The sequence below is a fragment of the Brucella sp. HL-2 genome, assembly GCF_025846885.2.
GTDB classification, from domain to species: domain Bacteria; phylum Pseudomonadota; class Alphaproteobacteria; order Rhizobiales; family Rhizobiaceae; genus Brucella; species Brucella quorumnocens.
This window is the reverse complement of the sequence record NZ_JAOYTK010000008.1, coordinates 58,629-76,456: the sequence shown is the minus strand read 5'-3', so window position 1 is coordinate 76,456 and position 17,828 is coordinate 58,629. Positions and strand designations below refer to the sequence as shown.

The following is a 17,828-nucleotide window of genomic DNA, read 5'->3' as shown; positions in this document are numbered from 1 at the left end:
GAATGCAGTGGTTACGATTAGATGCGAGTCGCTCCAGAGCGGCTTCAGTTAAGACTGAATCGTAGGAATCGCGTCTCACGCAAAACCGCTTCGCGCTTTTGGCTCAAATGCTTTAATCCATCATAATAAGCTGATCGCCGCGAACGCTGAACCCGCCCAGCGTTTGCAGGAAGTTCATACCGAGCAGACTGCCGGTCATCAGTCCTTCCTGTGTCACCATTGCACGGATATTCTGCCGTTCAATGTCACCGATCTGTAATTTTGCAATGTTGATGCTGGCAGCGGTAGCTCTTCCGTTCGCGGTGTTGATCGGCACCGAATAGTTGAGCGATGACGTGCCGATGCCTGCGCGCTCTGCATCTTCCTTTGAAAGCACGACAGAAGACGCACCTGTATCAACAAGAAAATGCACGCGCGCATCATTCACACGGCCATTAACCTCGAAATGCCCGTTGGCAGACTTGGCCAATGTTACGGTAAGGGAACCATCGGCGGCACGGCCTGAAATAGGGCTGCCAGGAATAAGCCCGGCCGTAATGCGACTGCCCACATCCTGAAGCTCATAGCGATACTGATAGGCCGCGACGAGACCGAGGATGATGACCGCCCACACGGCCATGTTACGGGCAAAGTCACTCAGCTTGATTCCCGAACCAAGCAAACCTGCTGCAAGCACGACGCCCCAGATGCCCATATAGGCAGCCTGACCAAAGGCATCATTCGCAATGCCAAGCGTAGTTCCGCTGTCATCGTTCGCCATCAGCAACAATATGACAACTGCAATTGCTGCAATCACGATCCAGAACAAACGCCCCATCAGCTTTCTTTCTTTTCCAGTCTTTCATGGCGTGCAGGTAAAAGCGCCATGATTGCTCGCCGTTGATCGTCCTTCATTGAGGACCATTCGGCAATTTCATCGAGTGTGCGGGCGCAGCCGAGACAAAATCCGGTCTGAATGTCCATCACGCATACCAGAATGCATGGCGATTCGATTGTTGCCGCGTTCATAAGGTCAATGTGGTCACGTCAAAGCGTTGTGACAAGACTGAGTAACACTGTCACGGCACTGATCTGTTGCGCAGCACCCAGCGTATCACCGGTTTGTCCGCCAATTTTGACCAGGCAGAGTTTTGCAAAGCCAAATAAAAGCACGACGTTGAAAATGAGCACCTTGATGAGAGCCATTAATCCGCCTGCAGGGATGATGGTTATCATCAGTACCACCAGCGCGATTGCACATGCGCAAACGAGTGTCTCCCATTTGGGTGCGCCCAGATTATCGGCGAGCCCACCGGGGCGAGCGGACGGTGATCCGTGCCAGAGAGCGAGGATTGCAGCACGACTTGCAGCTTCTGCACCAATCAGCGCCAGAGCCGCATAACATGCGCCAGCACGATCAATAATGGCAGCAAGTAGCGAAACCTTGATACCGGTCCAGATGATGAGTGCGAGTGCTGCAAAGGTACCAATCCGCGAATCTTTCATGATATCGAGACGACGATCAGGCGTTGATGCACCAAAGAAGCCGTCCGCAGTATCTCCAAGACCATCTTCATGCAGCGCACCGGTCATCGCTGCCAGCATGCCGACGGCGATCAAGCCCGAAACAATCGCTGGAAGGTGGAGATAATTGGATACCAGAAGGGCGAGGCCAGCCAGAAGTCCAAGAACCGCGCCCGCCAGAGGGAACGCGCGCATACTCGTTTTCAGCGAATCGCCCAAGCCTTCATCTGCGTCTGCAAGCCAGCTATGCGGCAAAGGCAGACGGCTCAGAAAGCCCAGAGAACGAATTGTATCTCCTATGAAGCTGTTTCGCTGCAACTGCTTGCTCCGCTTTAAGAACTATAATGCCGCTGGCCGGAATATTTGCCGCCAATAGGGTGTGGCGCAAAGAGGTGATTTGAAAATTTACGTCAGTGCTTATAGGACGAGCACAACAGTTTTGTATCCTCCATTGATTGATTGGACTAGACGATATGAGCGCCAGTGGCCTTCCTTTTGACGATTTCCGTGAACTCATCCGCAATCTGCCCGGGCCTGATCTTGGTGCAGAAGCGGCTGTACGTGCGCGGGAAGCGACACTGACCAAGCCAGCAGGCTCACTTGGGCAGCTTGAAGAGATTGTTGCGTGGCTTGCCGCATGGACTGGCAAATCGGTGCCGCAGATCAATCGCCCGCTGGTCGCTGTCTTTGCAGGCAATCATGGAGTGACTGCCAGAAACATCACGCCGTTCCCATCAAGTGTGACGGTGCAGATGGTCGAGAACTTTGCTGCGGGCGGCGCAGCAATCAACCAGATATGCATTGCCAACGATCTTGGTCTCAAGGTTTTCGACCTCGCGCTGGAACATCCGACCGCAGACATCACCGAAGAAGCGGCAATGGATGAGCGTACCTGTGCGGCGACAATGGCGTTTGGCATGGAAGGCATTGCCGGCGGCACTGATCTTCTCTGCATCGGCGAAATGGGCATCGGCAACACAACGATTGCAGCAGCCATCGCCCTAGCACTCTTCGGCGGTACTGCTGAAGATTGGGTTGGGCCGGGTACGGGGTCGACGGGTGATCTTTTGGAACGCAAGCTTGCTGCAGTTCGTGCTGCTATCACGCTTCATCAGGCGCATCTTAAAGATCCACTGGAAGTTCTGCGTCGTCTCGGCGGACGTGAGGTTGCTGCTATGGCTGGTGCAATTCTTGCCGCGCGCATGGAGAAAATTCCAGTGATCGTTGATGGTTTTGTGGCCAGTGCGGCTGCTGCAGTGCTGTACGCCGCAAACCCGGAAGCGCTCGACCATTGCCTTTTCGGCCATGTGTCGGCAGAACCGGGCCATCGACTGATGCTTGAAAAGATGGGCAAGAAGCCAGTTCTTGATCTTGGGATGCGTCTTGGTGAAGGTACAGGTGCCGCATTGGCCGCTGGTATCGTCAAGGCCGCAGCGCTTTGCCATAGCGGAATGGCAACATTTGAACAAGCTGGTGTCACAAGCACCACAAAATGAACACAAAAAAGCCCGGAATTCTCCGGGCTTTTTCATCTGTGATGAAAGCTTTTAATTGTTTTCTTTGTCCAGAATCATGTAATCGAGCGGCAGTTCGGTCGTGTACTTGATCTGCTCCATCGCAAAGGATGAGGACACATCACGAATTTCGATCTTGCTGATAAGGCGTTTATAAAACGCGTCATAGGCCGCAATATCTGGCACTGCTATACGCAGCAGATAATCGACATCACCGCTCATGCGGTAAAATTCGATGACCTCAGGGAATTCCTGAACCACTTCCGAGAAGCGCTTCAACCATTCATTGCTGTGCGAGCTGGTACGCACTGATACGAATACGGTAACGCGTGTGTTGACGCGTACAGGGTCGAGGATTGCGACGCGGCGCTTAATGACGCCGTCTTCCTCGAGTTTCTGGATGCGGCGCCAGCAAGGGGTTGTGGAGAGGCCAACCTTCTTGGCGACATCTGCTACCGCCAGTGTTGCGTCTTCCTGCAGTAAGCGCAGTATTTTTCTGTCGAGCCTGTCCATACGTTTTTTATCCCGGTATTAGAAATCGTTTCCCGAACTTTCCGGATCAATGAAACTTCATACCTTATGGTTCGCATTCATCCGAAATTACAGGAAATTTATTCTAATGAAAATAAAGGATCTAAAATTTATTTTCTAACGTCGATCAGGTGACGGACTTTTTGGCGAAGGAGAGGAACGACTTCCTGATCAAACCAAGGATTCCGTTTGAGCCAGCCGCTGTTGCGCCAGGATGGGTGCGGCAGAGGTAAAACTGTTCGTCCGGCAGAATTCGGCGTTTCCATAAAGCTGCGCCAGTTCTGGACTGTTTCTGTGAGGCTGGTTTTGCGCCATTCGGGCAAATGATAGGCGAGTGCATACTGCCCGACGACAAGAATGAACTCGAGTTGCGGCATAGAAGCAAAGACGCGGTCGTGCCAAGTCTGACGACATTCGCGGCGCGGGGGAAGATCACCGCCCTGTTTGTCATAACCAGGAAAGCAGAAACCCATTGGCACAATTGCGAAACGCGCCGGATCGTAAAACTCTTCGCGTGTTGTGCCGAGCCATTGCCTCAAGCGGTCACCGGAAGGGTCGTTAAACGGCAGGGAGCTGTTATGCACTCGAATGCCCGGAGCCTGCCCACAGATCGCAATGCGTGCAGTATCCGAGATTATACATACCGGATTGGGTTCGTGCGGCAGAGGTGGCAGAAACTGAGGCGTGTCACGACAAATCCGACAGGCCCGGATCGAGTGCCTTAGCTCGTCCAGATTTTCCATTATTCCTATTGGGCTCCAGACCAGAGAGAGTTGAACAGAGCAGAGACGCAGCCTCTGATATAGTTGATCACATCGCTGATTGCATCGGATGAGGGCGCCTCGTGGCCCGTTTCCGCCTCCACATTTGGCTTCTGATGTTCTTTGCGCCATTGGTAGGGTACTTCAAAGCTACCCGCCCATAACCCAAGTTTTTCACGGCGGGCGACGACCTCTTCGCTTCTATAGTCGCCATAAGAGACAGCCCAGCCCTGTTCCACCATCCAACGGTTAAGATCGGTCTCACCAAGATAGCATCGCCCGAGATATCGCCTGTATTTATCAATCCCTTCTTTTTCGCAGCGAATCGCAGCTCCGCTGATTCTGCCGCGCAGCGCATTGCGCGCTTCCCGACCGCAGAGATAGGTGCGTTCACCGGTCTGACAGCTTTGCTCCATCTCCGGTGCGTCGATACCCAAAAGGCGGATGTGAACCTTGTTGAGAATGACGGTGTCGCCATCAATAACATAGACGGTGCCCGCCAATGATTCTTTGGGCTGACGGTTGACTGGCAGATATACGATAATTGCAACGAGAGCGGAAAAGATAAGCAAAGTTAAGAAGATGCTGCGGAAAGCTCCACCTCTTCTTCTTTGTCCTGTCTGATATGGTCGCCGGTAATAGCGCCGTCTGTTGCTCATTATCTGCTGCCCCCGACCTTCGTCAGATCATAACTCATCCGGCGGCTTTGCGAAATTCCATCGCTCCTGCACCAATGGGTCACCACAACTAATTGGGGCCAACAACATTTCATTTTGTGTTGATTCAGCAACAGTCTTTACCATTGCTTTAGGCTAGAAAGACGGGAGACACATTTTGCCCATTTCCCGCCACAAAGAAGCGTCACCGGATAGGAAAGGCAAAAGCTATTAACAACGCCGGGAAACGTTAGTTCCCTCAGGACAGGAAGAAATGAAGAAAGACGCATTGTTTCACAACGATCCGTTTTTGAGCAGCGAAAAGACTGCTCTGTTTTCATTTCGTGTTTCTGGCAATAGCCGAGCTTTATTCCGTCAAAATCGGGTCGCAGTGTTGACGAAAAGACAATGTACTCTGTCACTTATGTCATCAACTTCTACCCAATGTGAAAGACCAGCGTTGTGATGCGTATTCGCAGTTTTTCATATCCCCTTATCGCTGCGGCACTTGGCTTGGCCATTGTCTGCAACAGCGCTTCGGCATTTGATCTGAACGATGACTCTGAAAAGTCACGGAGCCCGTTCGAACTCTTCAAGTTCGGTTTCTCTGCCTATAAGAGCGGCCACAAGGACGAAGCCATCAAGGCGTTGCGTTATGCAGCGGAACGTGGTCATCAGGGTGCCAAGTGGAAGCTCGCTCGCATGTATGCCGATGGCGACGGCGTTGCAGAGAACGATTATGAAGCCTACCAGATTTTTGAAAAGATCGTCCGCGACGGTGCAGAACCGGGTTCTGAGAACGAACCCTATGTCGCTGATGCGCTGGTCGCACTCGCAGGCTATGTAAGGCGCGGTATTCCGGGTTCCCCGGTTGATTCTGATCCAAAGTTTGCACGTAACCTCTATGTGCAGGCTGCATCCAACTTTGGCGATCCTGCTGCTCAGTATGAACTTGGCAAGATGCTACTGGACGGCGAGGGCGGAGAACGCAATTCAATGCAGGCGGCTCGTTGGTTCCAGCTTGCAGCCAAGAAGGGGAATGCAAGCGCGCAGGCCATGCTGGGCAATATGCTGTTTCAGGCTGGAAAGACCGTTCGCGGCCTTGCCATGCTCACCGCAGCGTTCGAGCGTTGCCCGACGGAGGATTGCACTTGGATTCGCGATATGCAGGAACAGGCTTTTTCAATCGCCGGTGAAGCTGACCGCCGCAATGCCATAGCTCTCTCCAGCAACTATGTTGCCAAAGGCGACTTTTAGAGCAGCTCTAGTTAAGAATGAATCGTTGGAACCGCTCTATCTATTTGTTTTTACGCATTATCCAACGCAAAACCACTTCGCACTTTTGCTGGAAATGCTCTAACAACTGAAGAATGAGCTTTGCATTTAACAAAGCTCCCAATCGTAAGATCAGACGGACAATGTTACCGTCACAGGCACATGATCTGACGGCTTTTCCCACGCTCTGACGTGTTTTTCGATATCTGTTGAAACGAAATGGTTTGCCGCTTCCGGCGACAACATCAGATGATCGATGCGAATGCCATTGTTCTTCTGCCACGCACCGGCCTGATAATCCCAGAATGTATAGACGCCGTCTTCATCCGTCGCCGCACGAACTGCTTCGGTAAAGCCCATATTTTCAAGCCGACGGAATGCCTGACGTGATTGCGGCTGAAACAGCGCGTCACCGAGCCATTGCTGCGGGTTTTTCGCGTCGTTAGGCTCCGGGATGACGTTATAATCGCCAGCGAGAACAAGTGGCTCTTCCAGTTCAAGTCGGCTCTTCGCCCAGTTTTCCAGCCTCTGCATCCAGGAAAGCTTGTAAGGGAATTTCTCTGTATCTACCGGATTACCGTTGGGCAAATATAGCGACACCACACGGAGAACACCCTTTTCCGTCGAGAAAACGGCTTCAATGAAGCGCGCCTGTTCATCGCTATCATCGCCGGGTAACCCGCGATTGACTTCATCAGGCGATTTTTTGGAAAGGATAGCGACCCCGTTAAAGCCCTTCTGACCATGAGTTTCGACGTGATAGCCGAGCGCTTCAATCTCTAGTCGCGGGAACAGATCATCCACCGACTTGATTTCCTGAAGGCAGGCGATATCAGGCGACGATTCCTTCAGCCAATGCTGGAGGTTTTCGATACGCGCCTTGACGCCATTAATGTTCCATGTCGCGATTTTCATGAACAAATGATTAGGCGGAAGACGAGGTGAGGGCAAGCGCTGCCCTCGCTCCATCACAGAATTTCGAATTGGTCCGATTATTATTCAAAGGCCATTTGTATTGCCGCTTTCGCATTCCTATCTCCCAACAACAGTAGCCAAACAGGAGATTTGAATGTTCGACGCCAAAAAGCTTCTCGATCAGTTTCTGGGATCACAAATTCCCGGCATGTCTGGAAGCGTTCGCGATAAGGCAGGGCAGGCCACCGATCTGGCCAAGAAAAACCCCTTGGCTACTGGCGCAATTGCTGCCGCAATTCTCGGTACAAAGACCGGACGCAAGCTCGCCGGTAATGTAGCGACAGCAGGCGGTATCGCAGCTATCGCTGGTCTGGGTTATCTCGCCTACAAGAATTACAAGTCTGGCCAAGCGCCGCAGACCGCAGAAACCGCGCCGCAGACCGCAGAACCACAGGCAGCAGGGCAGCCTGTATTGCTTCCGCCGCCACCGGCAGATTCTCCGTTTCATCCGCAGTCGCCGACCATGAGCAACAGTTTTGCACTGACGCTTGTGCAGGCAATGATTGCTGCTGCGAAGGCTGACGGCCATATCGATGATGCGGAACGCGCACGCATCATGGAAAAGGTTCAGATTTCAGGCCTTGATGATGAAGCGGAAGCTTTCTTTGAGAAGGAACTCGCTGATCCGATTGATATCGATGCGTTGGTAGCCGCTGCTCAGACTGAAGAACAGAAGGTCGAGCTTTATACCGCTTCGCGTCTGACCATCGACCCCGACAGCCGTTCAGAGCGTGGATATCTCGATATGCTGGCTGGTCGTCTTGGTTTACCGGATGCGCTGGTCGACCACATCGATGCGACGGTTTCATCTGTTAAAGCGGCTCCAGTCCAGACTGAATCGTAGGAGCCGCTTTAATTTTTGTTTTTACGCATTATCCAACGCAAAGCCGCTTCGCACTTTTGCTGGAAATGCTTTAAAGCCTGATAAAACAAAACCGGCTGCATTATGCAGCCGGTTTCTTTTCGAACTTTGGAATTAATCAGATTGCGAAGCTTGTGCCGCAGCCGCAGGATGCCGTGGCGTTCGGATTGCGGATCTGAAACGATTGTCCCATCAGGTCGTCGACGAAATCGATCTGGGAACCATCCATGTAAGGAACGGAGATCGAGTCGATCAGTACCTTGGCGCCAAGCTTTTCGATGACGATGTCATCATCGGATTGATCGTCAACCAGATCATACTTGTAAGAAAAGCCAGAGCAGCCGCCGCCCTCGACAGAAACGCGAAGTGCGGTTTTGCCCGGTTCGGAACTGATAATTTTTGCAATCCGCTTGGCTGCGGATTCAGAAACGGTAATGTCTGTCATCTGCCTTGTTCCGCTTGCTGTCGCCTATGCTGGATTGAACCAATTGGGAATTGTCCAGAATTTCCAACAAACGCGTACTTGCCTTCATGTTTAACTGATAGCTATGAACGCAACGTGTGGAAGTCAATGTCCACCTGAATTTAGCGTAATCATATTACAGTGAGGAATGCATCGCAATGTCCCCGGAAGGAATTGGATCGCTGGAAGGAATTGGCTTCGGTTATCGCGAACGCGCGCCCTACGCCTGCAATCCTGCCCTGACCCGTGGACGGCTGGTTCCTGAGCCTGAAAGCGCAACGCGAACGCCTTTCCAGCGCGATCGCGATCGAATCATTCACTCGACGGCCTTTCGTCGCCTCAAACATAAGACGCAGGTTTTCATTGCCCATGAAGGCGATCACTATCGAACCCGTCTGACCCATACCATCGAAGTGGCGCAGATTGCCCGCGCGCTGGCGCGTGCTTTGCGACTGGATGAAGATCTCGCGGAAGCCGTGGCCCTTGTGCATGATTTTGGACATACGCCGTTCGGTCATACCGGCGAAGAAGCGCTCAATGAGCGTATGAAGCTCTATGGTGGCTTTGACCATAACGCGCAGTCCCTGCGTATTGTGACGAAGCTTGAACACCGCTATGCGGATTTTGACGGGCTAAACCTCTCGTGGGAAACCCTCGAAGGGCTGGTAAAGCATAATGGTCCGTTGGTCGGTCCCTTTGCCTCACATTCAGATGAGCCGGTTCCACTGCCCATCCTCGATTTTAATGAACGCTATGATCTCGAATTGTCGCGCTTTGCGAGCCTTGAGGCGCAATGTGCTGCCATCGCAGACGATATTGCTTACAACGCTCATGATATCGACGACGGCCTGCGCTCCGGCCTGCTGACGCTAGAAGGTCTCGACGAAGTGCCGTTGACCAAGCGCTTGCTCGATCTGGTAAAGACGCGCTATCCCGCGCTTGATCCTGTACGTACGGGCCATGAACTGGTCCGTCGGCAAATCACCATCATGGTCGAAGACGTGATTGCTGAATCTCAACGCCGTATCACTGCTGCCAATCCTCAGAATTTAGAGGATGTGCACGCACAACCGCGCGCGCTTGTGGGCTTCTCGGATACGATGAGGGACGAAGAAAAAGTCCTGAAGCGCTTTTTGTTCAAGAACCTCTATTTTCACGACAGCGTCGTTGTTCGCAGGCATGCAGCCGATAAAATCGTGCAGGACCTGTTCGATATTTGTTTTGATGATACCACCATCATGCCAGCGGAATGGCAATCGGGCTGCGAAACGCTTGATGAGGCGGGCCGTGCTCGTCGTGTCGCCGACTATCTGGCCGGTATGACTGACAATTATGCAGTGCGAGAACACCGACGATTGTTTGACCATACACCCGATTTAGCTTAATCGGGTCGGGACGAAGCGGGTCCTGGAGCTTAAAAGCGTCGGGATCTTTGCTATTTTTATGACGAGCCGACGCCGGAAATCATAACTATAACCGGACGGAAGCCTGACAGGACGAACCATGAATATCTTTGCAGATTTCGACGCGCGTATTAAAAAAACGTTGCAAGATATTGATCTGAAAGCGAAAGATGGCTGCGATCTAGATTTGTCGCGTATCAGTGTGGAACCACCGCGCGACGCGTCGCATGGTGATATTGCCACCAATGCCGCCATGGTGCTTTCCAAAGCTGTGGGTCAGAACCCGCGTGAACTTGCCACTGCGATCGCCGATGCGCTGAAGTCCGACAAGGATGTCGCCACGGTTGATGTTGCAGGTCCGGGCTTCATCAATCTGCGCCTGAAAGACACCTATTGGCAGCGCGAATTGGCATCGATGCTCAATGAAGGCACCGATTTTGGACGCTCGAAGCTTGGCACGGGCACCAAAGTCAACGTCGAATACGTTTCAGCGAACCCGACAGGTCCAATGCATGTTGGCCATTGCCGTGGCGCGGTCGTCGGTGACGTGCTGGCAAATCTGTTGAAATTTGCGGGCTTCGACGTCGTCAAAGAATATTATATCAACGATGCAGGTGCACAGATCGACGTGCTGGCGCGTTCGGTTATTCTGCGTTACCGCGAAGCACTTGGTGAAGAGATTGGCGAGATTCCAGCAGGCCTTTATCCGGGCGATTATCTCGTTCCAGTTGGCGAAACCCTAGCCAAGGAGTTTGGCAGCAAGCTTCTCGAAATGCCGGAAGAAGAGGCTTTTGCTATCGTAAAAGAACGCACCATCGCTGCGATGATGGTGATGATCCGCGCCGACCTGGAAGCGCTGAATGTGCATCATGACGTCTTCTATTCCGAGCGTAATCTTCATGCCGATCATGCGCGCGTCATCCGCGCTGCGATTAATGATCTGACGCTAAAGGGCCACGTCTACAAGGGAAAGCTGCCTCCGCCAAAGGGACAGTTGCCGGAAGAATGGGAAGATCGTGAACAGACCTTGTTCCGCTCGACCGAAGTGGGGGATGATATCGATCGTCCACTGATGAAGTCTGACGGCACATTCACCTATTTTGCTGCTGACGTTGCTTACTTCAAAGACAAGTATGATCGCGGCTTCAATGAGATGATTTATGTGCTGGGCGCCGATCATGGCGGTTACGTCAAGCGTCTCGAAGCTGTTGCACGGGCTGTTTCTGACGGCAAAGCAAAGCTCACCGTTCTGCTTTGCCAGCTGGTGAAGCTGTTCCGCGATGGCGAACCTGTGCGTATGTCGAAGCGTTCGGGTGAATTCATCACGCTGCGTGAAGTGGTGGATGAGGTTGGCCGCGATCCGGTTCGTTTCATGATGCTTTATCGGAAGAACGATGCGCCGCTCGACTTCGATTTTGCGAAAGTGACTGAGCAGTCCAAGGACAATCCGATCTTCTACGTGCAATATGCTTCGGCACGTTGTCATTCGGTGTTTCGTCAGGCAGTCGATCAGCTGGGGCTGAGCGATCTTGATCGCGTATCGATGGCCGGACACTTCGACAAGCTGACCGATGAGAGTGAAATAGCACTCGTTCGCAAGCTCGCAGAATACCCGCGCCTGATCGAAGCTGCGGCGACGCATCAGGAGCCACATCGCCTCGCTTTTTACCTCTATGACCTCGCCAGCGCCTTCCATTCTCAGTGGAATAAGGGCACCGAGAACACAGACTTACGTTTTATTAAGGTTAACGATCCAGAATTGTCTCTAGCAAGGCTAGGGCTAGTACAGGTCGTTTCCGATGTGCTGACGTCCGGTTTAACAATAATCGGTGCGGATGCTCCAACGGAAATGCGCTAGGACGGTTTCGTCATCCGCAAGTTCAACCAAGGTGTTGTGCGGATGTCGGCAAGTCAAAAAGATGGAAGATCAACGAGGGTGCAAGTCGTCGATCTTCCTTCAGGCGCAGGAAACTTCCGTCAACTTTTGCCCACATTGCCTCGCTACAACGTAATGTATCGAGACGTCTTGCGGCGTCCAGGGTTTGAGTTAGGAACACACCATGACGGACAGCAGTGCTAATCCCCGTAATTACGGCGAGCGTCCGCTGCATGAAGACGATCCGCTGATGGAACTTTCACGGATCATGGACTTCGGCGGGTCTGCTGATAACAAAGTTGCGCGAAGTGAGTATCGTCCTGAGCCAAATTTTGATTCTGGTGACGACGCGCTCTCTTTTGATCTTGAACGCGAACTTCTTGGTGATTTCGGCGATTTCGCGGAGCCGGAACAGCAATCGGCTTCGTTGGCGCAAACGCCATATCAGGACGCACATTCCTATCAAAATGCAGAGCCTCAGCTTCAGGAAGACGATCTCGCGTCTGCTCTGGAAGAAGAGTTTGATCTTCACATGGACGCAAATGAACCGGTTGCTCCAACCGAATCGTTTGATTTCGTCGAAACGGATCGCTCTGAACCTGTGCCGCAGTTCGACTACAATGATTATTCCGAAGCGCGCACGGCTTATGAAGAAAGCCATGTGGAGCCAAGCTATGCCGAGCCTCACGCCGTCAATGCGGCGCATGAGCCTTTGGAGCAGGGCTATGTCGACTACAGCCCCGCCAACACATACCAGCCGTCAGAAGTGCCGTATGTTGATCCATATGCGAGCGAGCCAGCGGTGAATGCAGCTGTAGGCAATGATTGGGAAGTCCAGTCTGCCGAGCCGTTCGAAACCAGCTATGCCGCAGCACCCGCCCATCAGGCGCTTTCGCTTGAAGATGAGCTGGAAAGCCTGCTGTTTGGTGATGAACCACAGCCAGCCTCCGCACCCGATGCCGTCTATCAGGATGAACCACAGCAGTTCACAGCATATACGCCGCGTTACGAAGAACCTGTCGCAGAAGCGCTGTCGTATGCTGAGCCTGCTCATCATGGTGATTCCGAGCCGGTGTTTGACGACTTTCAGCTTGATGACCCACAGGCCTATGAGCCCGTAGAAACGGCGGCAAACTTTGCGCCTGAGCCATATGATGCGCGCGAAGCCACATCGCAGACTCAGGCTCCTATCTATCCGCATTACACGCTGAGCAACTTCGCTGCCGGTGCTGCTACAACAGGTGTTCTTGCGTCTGAACCGGCCCGGGCAGAAACCGCTGGCTACGAACCAGAAGAAGCTGCACTCGACGACGACTTCTCGTTCGACGATGATTTTTCGCTTGAAAATGAGCAGACCTTTGTACCTGTCGCCGCTGAGGCGACGGAAGATGATCTCTCAGGCCTTGATGAAATCTCTTTGAGCGAAGATGATTTCGGATTTGAACCGTCAGGCGACGCGCAGTCGTCTGTCGCTGCAAATGATTCGAACTTCTTTAGTGAAGAAGACTTCTTCAATGCAGATGATCTCGATTTGGCGTCAGAAGTTGAAGACGAACAGGTCGGTGAGCCTGTCTATGCCCACGCGACCTATGATCAAGAAGAGGCGCATCCAGCAGCTCCATCTTTCACCAATTACGCGGACCCACGTTCTGCTTTCGTTGCGCCTGCACCGGAAATTGAAACGCTGAGTGTCGCTGATAGCAAGGTTGAACAGACGCATTCACTGGATTTGCCGGAAGTCAGTTATGGCGAAGAAGAAGCAAATGCCGGTTTGACTGATCTGGAAACCGAATTTGCGGAAGTGTTCAACACTATCGGTGTTGATGAGACAGCCACAAAAACGGATGCGCAGAGCGAAGCCGACAAGGCTTTTGAAGATATTTTCCGTGAAAGCGCTTCGTCCTACATGCCAAATGCAGGCGTGGCGGCTGGTGCTGCTCTCGGTCTTGGTGCGGCAACCGCTGCAGCTACGGCCGCTTATGGACGCGCAAATCCAACAGCGCAGCCTGCGGCACCACAGGCTAATGTGGCAGATGCCGGTGGTAGCAGCGATGATTTCTACAATCATTGGGCAGCACAGGGCGCTCAGACGATAGAGAGCGGCGAATTCGGTACACGAGCAGCCATGCAGCCCGAAGACGATCTCGGTAGCGCTGCGGAGGCTTACCGCAATCGCCCGGTTCGTGGTCGTCGTGGTCTGATCCTCGCAAGTGTTGCAGGCATTGCAGTGCTTATTGGCGGCATCGGCTACCACTTCCTCGGTGGAAGCGGTTCGGGCGAGCCAGTTGTGATTCGCGCTGATAATCAGCCGATCAAAGTGCAGCCGGAAAATCCGGGTGGAGCGACTGTCCCTAATCAAGACAAGGCGGTGTATGATCGCGTCGCTGGCACATTGCCGAACAATCCAGAGCAGAAAGCTTTGATCTCTGCTGGTGAAGAGCCGGTTGATTTGGGTGCGCAGGATAATGATGCGGCTGCGAATGATTTCCCTGAGCCAAATCAGACGGCTGAAGCACCATCGAACTCCGGTCAGGATGCACCGCTGATCCAGCCGCGTGAAGTCGAAACGATGATCGTTCGTCCCGATGGCACAATCGTTCAGGCACAGCAACCTGCACCTGTGACTCAGGCACCAGCGCCAACCAACACAGTCAATCCAACAAATACCGCAAGCCCAACAAACTCGGCAGGCAATGACGCACCAATTGCGCCACCAGCAGACACTGATGAAATTGCAGCGCTTGCGGCTGGCAATGCACCGCAGGAGCCTGTCGTAAACACACCGGCTACGCAGCCAGCACCTGCGGCTCAGGCACCAGCAGCGCCAGTTCGTGCGCCAGTCGTGCCATCGCGTCCAGCTGAACAGCCAACCAATATTGTTGGCAACGTGCCACAACGCACGCAGGCTCAGGCGCCTGCGGCCGCTGCACCTCAGGTCGCTTCTGCTGCCGGTGGTGGATATTTCATCCAGATCGCTTCGCAGCCATCTGCTGAACTGGCACAGAAGTCCTATGCCAACATGGCACAGCGTTATGGCAGCGTGATCGGTGGCCGGGCTGTGGATATCAAACGCGCAGATATTCCAAACAAAGGCACTTATTACCGTGTTCGTGTCCAGGCAGGTTCGAAAGATGATGCCAATGCACTTTGCGGTCGCTTCAAGACTGCTGGCGGTAGCTGCTTCGTGACGCAGTAAGATTTATCAGACGAAAAAATGAGAAGGGCGGCATTTGCCGCCCTTTTCGTATGGCTACCATGGCAGTGATTTTTCGGCTAAACCCCTATCACTGGTTTGAGCATAAAACAGATCAAAGGAATGCTGCATGAAAGAGTGCAAGGCGTGGATTGCTGGCGTGGCAGGAACAAAGCTGACGCCGGATGAGGTGGCTTTCTTCCGTGATGAAAAGCCTTGGGGCTTTATTCTCTTTGCACGCAATGTGGAAAGCCTTGAACAGGTTGCAGAGCTGACCGCGCAACTGCGCGATGTGACCGACCGTCCCCAAACACCTGTTTTCATTGATCAGGAAGGCGGACGCGTTCAGCGCCTGCGCCCTCCACTTGTTCCGAACTACCCAGCAGCTGCACAAATTGGTGCGATCTATGATCGTGACAATGAAGCGGGTCTTCGTGCCGCTTGGCTTCATGCACGACTACACGCTTTTGATCTTCTGAAAGTTGGCGTCAATGCTGATTGTCTGCCGGTTCTCGATGTTCCTATTGAAGGTGCACACGATGTAATCGGCGCACGCGCCTATTCCAAGAATCCGTATAGCGTTGCTGCAATGGGTCGCTCCGCGGCTGAAGGGCTTCTTGCCGGTGGTGTGCTGCCTGTGGTGAAGCACATGCCAGGTCATGGCCGCGCATTCAGCGACACACACAAGGAACTAGCCCGCGTTGGTGTGCCGCTCAGTGAGCTGGTCGCGCATGATTTTGTGCCGTTCAAGGCGTTGAACGATCTTCCAATGGCAATGACCGCACATGTAATCTTTGATTGCATCGATCCCAAGCGTCCGTCGACCTTATCGCCGACAGTCATCAATACGATCATTCGCGATGTTATCCAGTTCGACGGTCTGGTCATCAGCGACGATATTTCGATGAAGGCACTCTCGGGAGATCTTGGTGATATCGCCGAAGGTATTACGGCTGCAGGTTGTGATATCGTTCTCTATTGCGCGGGGGTGATGGAAGAGCTGGTGAAGGTTGCCGCACGTGTTCCGGTTCTCGATGGTAAGGCCCGCAAGCGTGCGGATCTGGCGGAAGTCTATGCAGGTGATCCGGATCTTTCTGATGAAACAGAACTGCGCGAAGAGTTTGGACAAATGTTCGAACTGATGGCGTAACCGACAAAAATTGGTACACTAAAACGGATCGGTGGGATTTTCTCACCGATCACATAATAAACAGGACAAACGGTTGGCTGGATCGGAAACGAACACAAATGGCAAAGACGGCACCAACGTGCCGATGGATGCCTTGTGGCAGGGCGAAGCCGATCGCGCTGAGGGCGAACCTTCTCTGCTGATCGACGTTCAGGGTTTTGAAGGTCCGCTCGATCTTTTGCTGCATCTGGCCCGCAACCAGCGTGTCGATCTTTCTCGGATTTCGGTGCTGGCACTCGCTGAACAATATCTGGGCTTTGTTGAACAGGCGCAGGCCCTTAGTCTTGAATTGGCTGCTGATTATCTGGTCATGGCTGCATGGCTTGCTTACCTCAAGTCCAAATTGCTGATCCCCAAGCAGCAGGATGAGGATGGCGCTACAGGCGAAGAGCTGATCGCTTCTCTGCAATTCCGTTTGAAGCGGCTTGAAGCTATGCGCGATGCCGCAGCGAAGCTTGTAAACCGCAACCGGCTGGGCCGTGACGTATTTGTGCGCGGCATGCCGGAACTGGTGGTGGTTGATCGATCCAGCCAGTTTTCGGCCACGCTTTATGAATTGCTGACTGCCTATGCTTCGCAACGTCAGCGACAGGCCGTATCTCATGTGCAGATCGAAAAGCGCGCCGTCTGGTCGCTGAAAGAGGCACGTGTCGCACTTGTAAGACTTATGGGATCGAGCGGAGACTGGGTCGCACTGGACCGCTTTCTCATCAATTATGCGCTGACACCGCAGGAAAGAGCTTCTGCCTTGGCCAGTTCCTTTGCCGCAAGTCTTGAGCTGGTGCGAGAAGGTAAGCTGGAAGTGCGACAGAATGCACCTTTTGAGCCGATCTATATGCGCGTTGCAGGCGGATTAAGCGAACTTGATGAGGACGAAAATGTCTGAAGCGGAAGTGGCGATGGATGATTATGACGACGAAGTTCAACATCCAGCTTCGCCCATGGCCTTGGCGGAACTCGCACGGATGACAGAGGCGATAATCTTCGCATCTGCGGAACCGGTTTCTGAACGCGCATTGGCAGAGCGATTGCCAGTTAATACCGATTTAGCGGCAATATTAGAGCATCTGCAAAAGGTTTATGAGGGGCGGGGCGTTCATCTGGTTCAGGTCGGTGCGGCCTGGGCTTTTCGCACAGCACCCGATCTTGGTTTTCTCATGAGCCGTGAGACGGTTCAACAGCGCAAGCTCTCCCGCGCAGCAATGGAAGTCCTTGCAATCATTGCATATCATCAGCCTGTCACACGCGCCGAGCTTGAAGATATTCGTGGTGTGGAAACCTCCAAAGGCACGCTGGATGTGCTTATGGAAACGGGTTGGATCAAACTGCGCGGTCGCCGTCGCACGCCCGGGCGGCCTGTGACCTACGGAACGACCGATACATTTCTGGATCATTTTGGCTTGCCGGAAATACGTGATCTACCGGGGCTGGAAGAATTGCGCGGGGCAGGGCTGTTATCTGCGCGCATACCGTCCAGTTTCTCTGTGCCGGTTCCGAATGTGGATCCTGACGAACTCACAGACGATGAAGAGCCGCTCGAAGATATAGATCTTGAAGGTTTGGGGCTGCTGGCGCCACGCGGAGATTGATGGGAAATTTGAGCTACAACAAATAAAATCGTTGTAAC

General features: G+C 53.1%; 17 protein-coding genes. 9 read left to right on the top strand and 8 right to left on the bottom strand.

All coding sequences use genetic code 11. The features are described 5' to 3' along the window. Positions 1-112 precede the first annotated feature (112 nt). The 3 genes from OIV19_RS11860 to OIV19_RS11850 are packed head-to-tail and all read right to left on the bottom strand — an operon-like array spanning position 113 to position 1,821. A complete protein-coding gene (locus tag OIV19_RS11860; protein ID WP_264231745.1) occupies positions 113-817 on the bottom strand; it encodes a retropepsin-like aspartic protease family protein in 705 nt (234 codons plus the stop codon). Further along, positions 817-1,008 (bottom strand): DUF1289 domain-containing protein, encoded by a 192-nt coding sequence (locus OIV19_RS11855; RefSeq protein ID WP_095446488.1) that lies wholly within the window; start codon positions 1,006-1,008, stop codon positions 817-819. The genes OIV19_RS11860 and OIV19_RS11855 overlap by 1 nt, the downstream gene beginning before the upstream one ends. A gap of 18 nt (positions 1,009-1,026) precedes the next feature. After that, entirely contained in the window at positions 1,027-1,821 is a 795-nt protein-coding gene (locus tag OIV19_RS11850; RefSeq protein ID WP_264231744.1) for an adenosylcobinamide-GDP ribazoletransferase, read from the bottom strand. Positions 1,822-1,976: 155 nt separating this feature from the next. Here OIV19_RS11850 and cobT point away from each other — a divergent pair, with 155 nt between their 5' ends. After that, positions 1,977-2,999, top strand: a complete 1,023-nt coding sequence (gene cobT / locus OIV19_RS11845) for a nicotinate-nucleotide--dimethylbenzimidazole phosphoribosyltransferase (RefSeq protein ID WP_264231743.1) — start codon at positions 1,977-1,979, stop codon at positions 2,997-2,999. Between the two features lie 51 nt (positions 3,000-3,050). Here the strand turns inward: cobT and OIV19_RS11840 are convergent, their stop codons facing one another. The 3 genes from OIV19_RS11840 to OIV19_RS11830 all read right to left on the bottom strand — a co-directional run bounded on the left by OIV19_RS11840 (position 3,051) and on the right by OIV19_RS11830 (position 4,968). Continuing rightward, a complete protein-coding gene (locus tag OIV19_RS11840) occupies positions 3,051-3,530 on the bottom strand; it encodes an Lrp/AsnC family transcriptional regulator (protein ID WP_264231742.1) in 480 nt (159 codons plus the stop codon). Between the two features lie 128 nt (positions 3,531-3,658). Then, positions 3,659-4,300, bottom strand: coding sequence for a uracil-DNA glycosylase family protein (locus OIV19_RS11835; RefSeq protein WP_095447881.1), 642 nt, complete (start codon positions 4,298-4,300; stop codon positions 3,659-3,661). Next, positions 4,297-4,968 carry a thermonuclease family protein gene (locus tag OIV19_RS11830; protein ID WP_264231741.1) on the bottom strand — a complete coding sequence of 224 codons (672 nt, stop codon included), beginning with the start codon at positions 4,966-4,968 and terminating at the stop codon, positions 4,297-4,299. The genes OIV19_RS11835 and OIV19_RS11830 overlap by 4 nt, the downstream gene beginning before the upstream one ends. 462 nt (positions 4,969-5,430) lie before the next feature. Here OIV19_RS11830 and OIV19_RS11825 point away from each other — a divergent pair, with 462 nt between their 5' ends. Beyond that, positions 5,431-6,222 carry a tetratricopeptide repeat protein gene (locus OIV19_RS11825; RefSeq protein ID WP_095446493.1) on the top strand — a complete coding sequence of 264 codons (792 nt, stop codon included), beginning with the start codon at positions 5,431-5,433 and terminating at the stop codon, positions 6,220-6,222. Positions 6,223-6,372: 150 nt separating this feature from the next. Here OIV19_RS11825 and xth read toward each other — a convergent pair whose 3' ends face one another. Beyond that, positions 6,373-7,155 (bottom strand): exodeoxyribonuclease III, encoded by a 783-nt coding sequence (gene xth, locus OIV19_RS11820; protein WP_264231740.1) that lies wholly within the window; start codon positions 7,153-7,155, stop codon positions 6,373-6,375. 154 nt (positions 7,156-7,309) lie between these two features. Here xth and OIV19_RS11815 point away from each other — a divergent pair, with 154 nt between their 5' ends. Next, positions 7,310-8,059, top strand: coding sequence for a tellurite resistance TerB family protein (locus OIV19_RS11815; protein ID WP_264231739.1), 750 nt, complete (start codon positions 7,310-7,312; stop codon positions 8,057-8,059). 136 nt (positions 8,060-8,195) lie between these two features. Here the strand turns inward: OIV19_RS11815 and erpA are convergent, their stop codons facing one another. Further along, a complete protein-coding gene (gene erpA, locus OIV19_RS11810; RefSeq protein ID WP_024896593.1) occupies positions 8,196-8,522 on the bottom strand; it encodes an iron-sulfur cluster insertion protein ErpA in 327 nt (108 codons plus the stop codon). A gap of 176 nt (positions 8,523-8,698) precedes the next feature. On the opposite strand from erpA, the gene OIV19_RS11805 reads away from it, so the two are divergent. The 6 genes from OIV19_RS11805 (at position 8,699) to scpB (ending at position 17,790) form a co-directional block, all read left to right on the top strand. Then, positions 8,699-9,925 (top strand): deoxyguanosinetriphosphate triphosphohydrolase, encoded by a 1,227-nt coding sequence (locus OIV19_RS11805; RefSeq protein ID WP_095446495.1) that lies wholly within the window; start codon positions 8,699-8,701, stop codon positions 9,923-9,925. Between the two features lie 118 nt (positions 9,926-10,043). After that, on the top strand, positions 10,044-11,801 hold the full coding sequence (gene argS / locus OIV19_RS11800; protein ID WP_095446496.1) for an arginine--tRNA ligase: 1,758 nt from the start codon (positions 10,044-10,046) through the stop codon (positions 11,799-11,801). Between the two features lie 202 nt (positions 11,802-12,003). Continuing rightward, positions 12,004-15,015, top strand: coding sequence for an SPOR domain-containing protein (locus tag OIV19_RS11795; RefSeq protein WP_264231738.1), 3,012 nt, complete (start codon positions 12,004-12,006; stop codon positions 15,013-15,015). A gap of 127 nt (positions 15,016-15,142) precedes the next feature. After that, positions 15,143-16,162 (top strand): beta-N-acetylhexosaminidase, encoded by a 1,020-nt coding sequence (gene nagZ, locus OIV19_RS11790; protein ID WP_095446498.1) that lies wholly within the window; start codon positions 15,143-15,145, stop codon positions 16,160-16,162. Positions 16,163-16,286: 124 nt separating this feature from the next. Further along, positions 16,287-17,087 carry a segregation and condensation protein A gene (locus OIV19_RS11785; protein ID WP_498831044.1) on the top strand — a complete coding sequence of 267 codons (801 nt, stop codon included), beginning with the start codon at positions 16,287-16,289 and terminating at the stop codon, positions 17,085-17,087. Then, a complete protein-coding gene (scpB, locus tag OIV19_RS11780; protein ID WP_264231736.1) occupies positions 17,080-17,790 on the top strand; it encodes an SMC-Scp complex subunit ScpB in 711 nt (236 codons plus the stop codon). The genes OIV19_RS11785 and scpB overlap by 8 nt, the downstream gene beginning before the upstream one ends. Positions 17,791-17,828: the final 38 nt, after the last annotated feature.

Excerpts from the sequence above, each read along its gene's own strand:
- OIV19_RS11825 (WP_095446493.1), top strand. The coding sequence starts at position 5,431 with ATGCGTATTCGCAGTTTTTCATATCCCCTTATCGCTGCGGCACTTGGC.
- erpA (WP_024896593.1), bottom strand. The coding sequence starts at position 8,522 with ATGACAGACATTACCGTTTCTGAATCCGCAGCCAAGCGGATTGCAAAA.
- xth (WP_264231740.1), bottom strand. The coding sequence starts at position 7,155 with ATGAAAATCGCGACATGGAACATTAATGGCGTCAAGGCGCGTATCGAA.
- OIV19_RS11795 (WP_264231738.1), top strand. The coding sequence starts at position 12,004 with ATGACGGACAGCAGTGCTAATCCCCGTAATTACGGCGAGCGTCCGCTG.
- OIV19_RS11785 (WP_498831044.1), top strand. The coding sequence starts at position 16,287 with ATGGATGCCTTGTGGCAGGGCGAAGCCGATCGCGCTGAGGGCGAACCT.
- OIV19_RS11805 (WP_095446495.1), top strand. The coding sequence starts at position 8,699 with ATGTCCCCGGAAGGAATTGGATCGCTGGAAGGAATTGGCTTCGGTTAT.
- argS (WP_095446496.1), top strand. The coding sequence starts at position 10,044 with ATGAATATCTTTGCAGATTTCGACGCGCGTATTAAAAAAACGTTGCAA.
- OIV19_RS11815 (WP_264231739.1), top strand. The coding sequence starts at position 7,310 with ATGTTCGACGCCAAAAAGCTTCTCGATCAGTTTCTGGGATCACAAATT.
- OIV19_RS11860 (WP_264231745.1), bottom strand. The coding sequence starts at position 817 with ATGGGGCGTTTGTTCTGGATCGTGATTGCAGCAATTGCAGTTGTCATA.
- scpB (WP_264231736.1), top strand. The coding sequence starts at position 17,080 with ATGTCTGAAGCGGAAGTGGCGATGGATGATTATGACGACGAAGTTCAA.
- OIV19_RS11855 (WP_095446488.1), bottom strand. The coding sequence starts at position 1,008 with ATGAACGCGGCAACAATCGAATCGCCATGCATTCTGGTATGCGTGATG.
- OIV19_RS11830 (WP_264231741.1), bottom strand. The coding sequence starts at position 4,968 with ATGAGCAACAGACGGCGCTATTACCGGCGACCATATCAGACAGGACAA.
- OIV19_RS11840 (WP_264231742.1), bottom strand. The coding sequence starts at position 3,530 with ATGGACAGGCTCGACAGAAAAATACTGCGCTTACTGCAGGAAGACGCA.
- cobT (WP_264231743.1), top strand. The coding sequence starts at position 1,977 with ATGAGCGCCAGTGGCCTTCCTTTTGACGATTTCCGTGAACTCATCCGC.
- nagZ (WP_095446498.1), top strand. The coding sequence starts at position 15,143 with ATGAAAGAGTGCAAGGCGTGGATTGCTGGCGTGGCAGGAACAAAGCTG.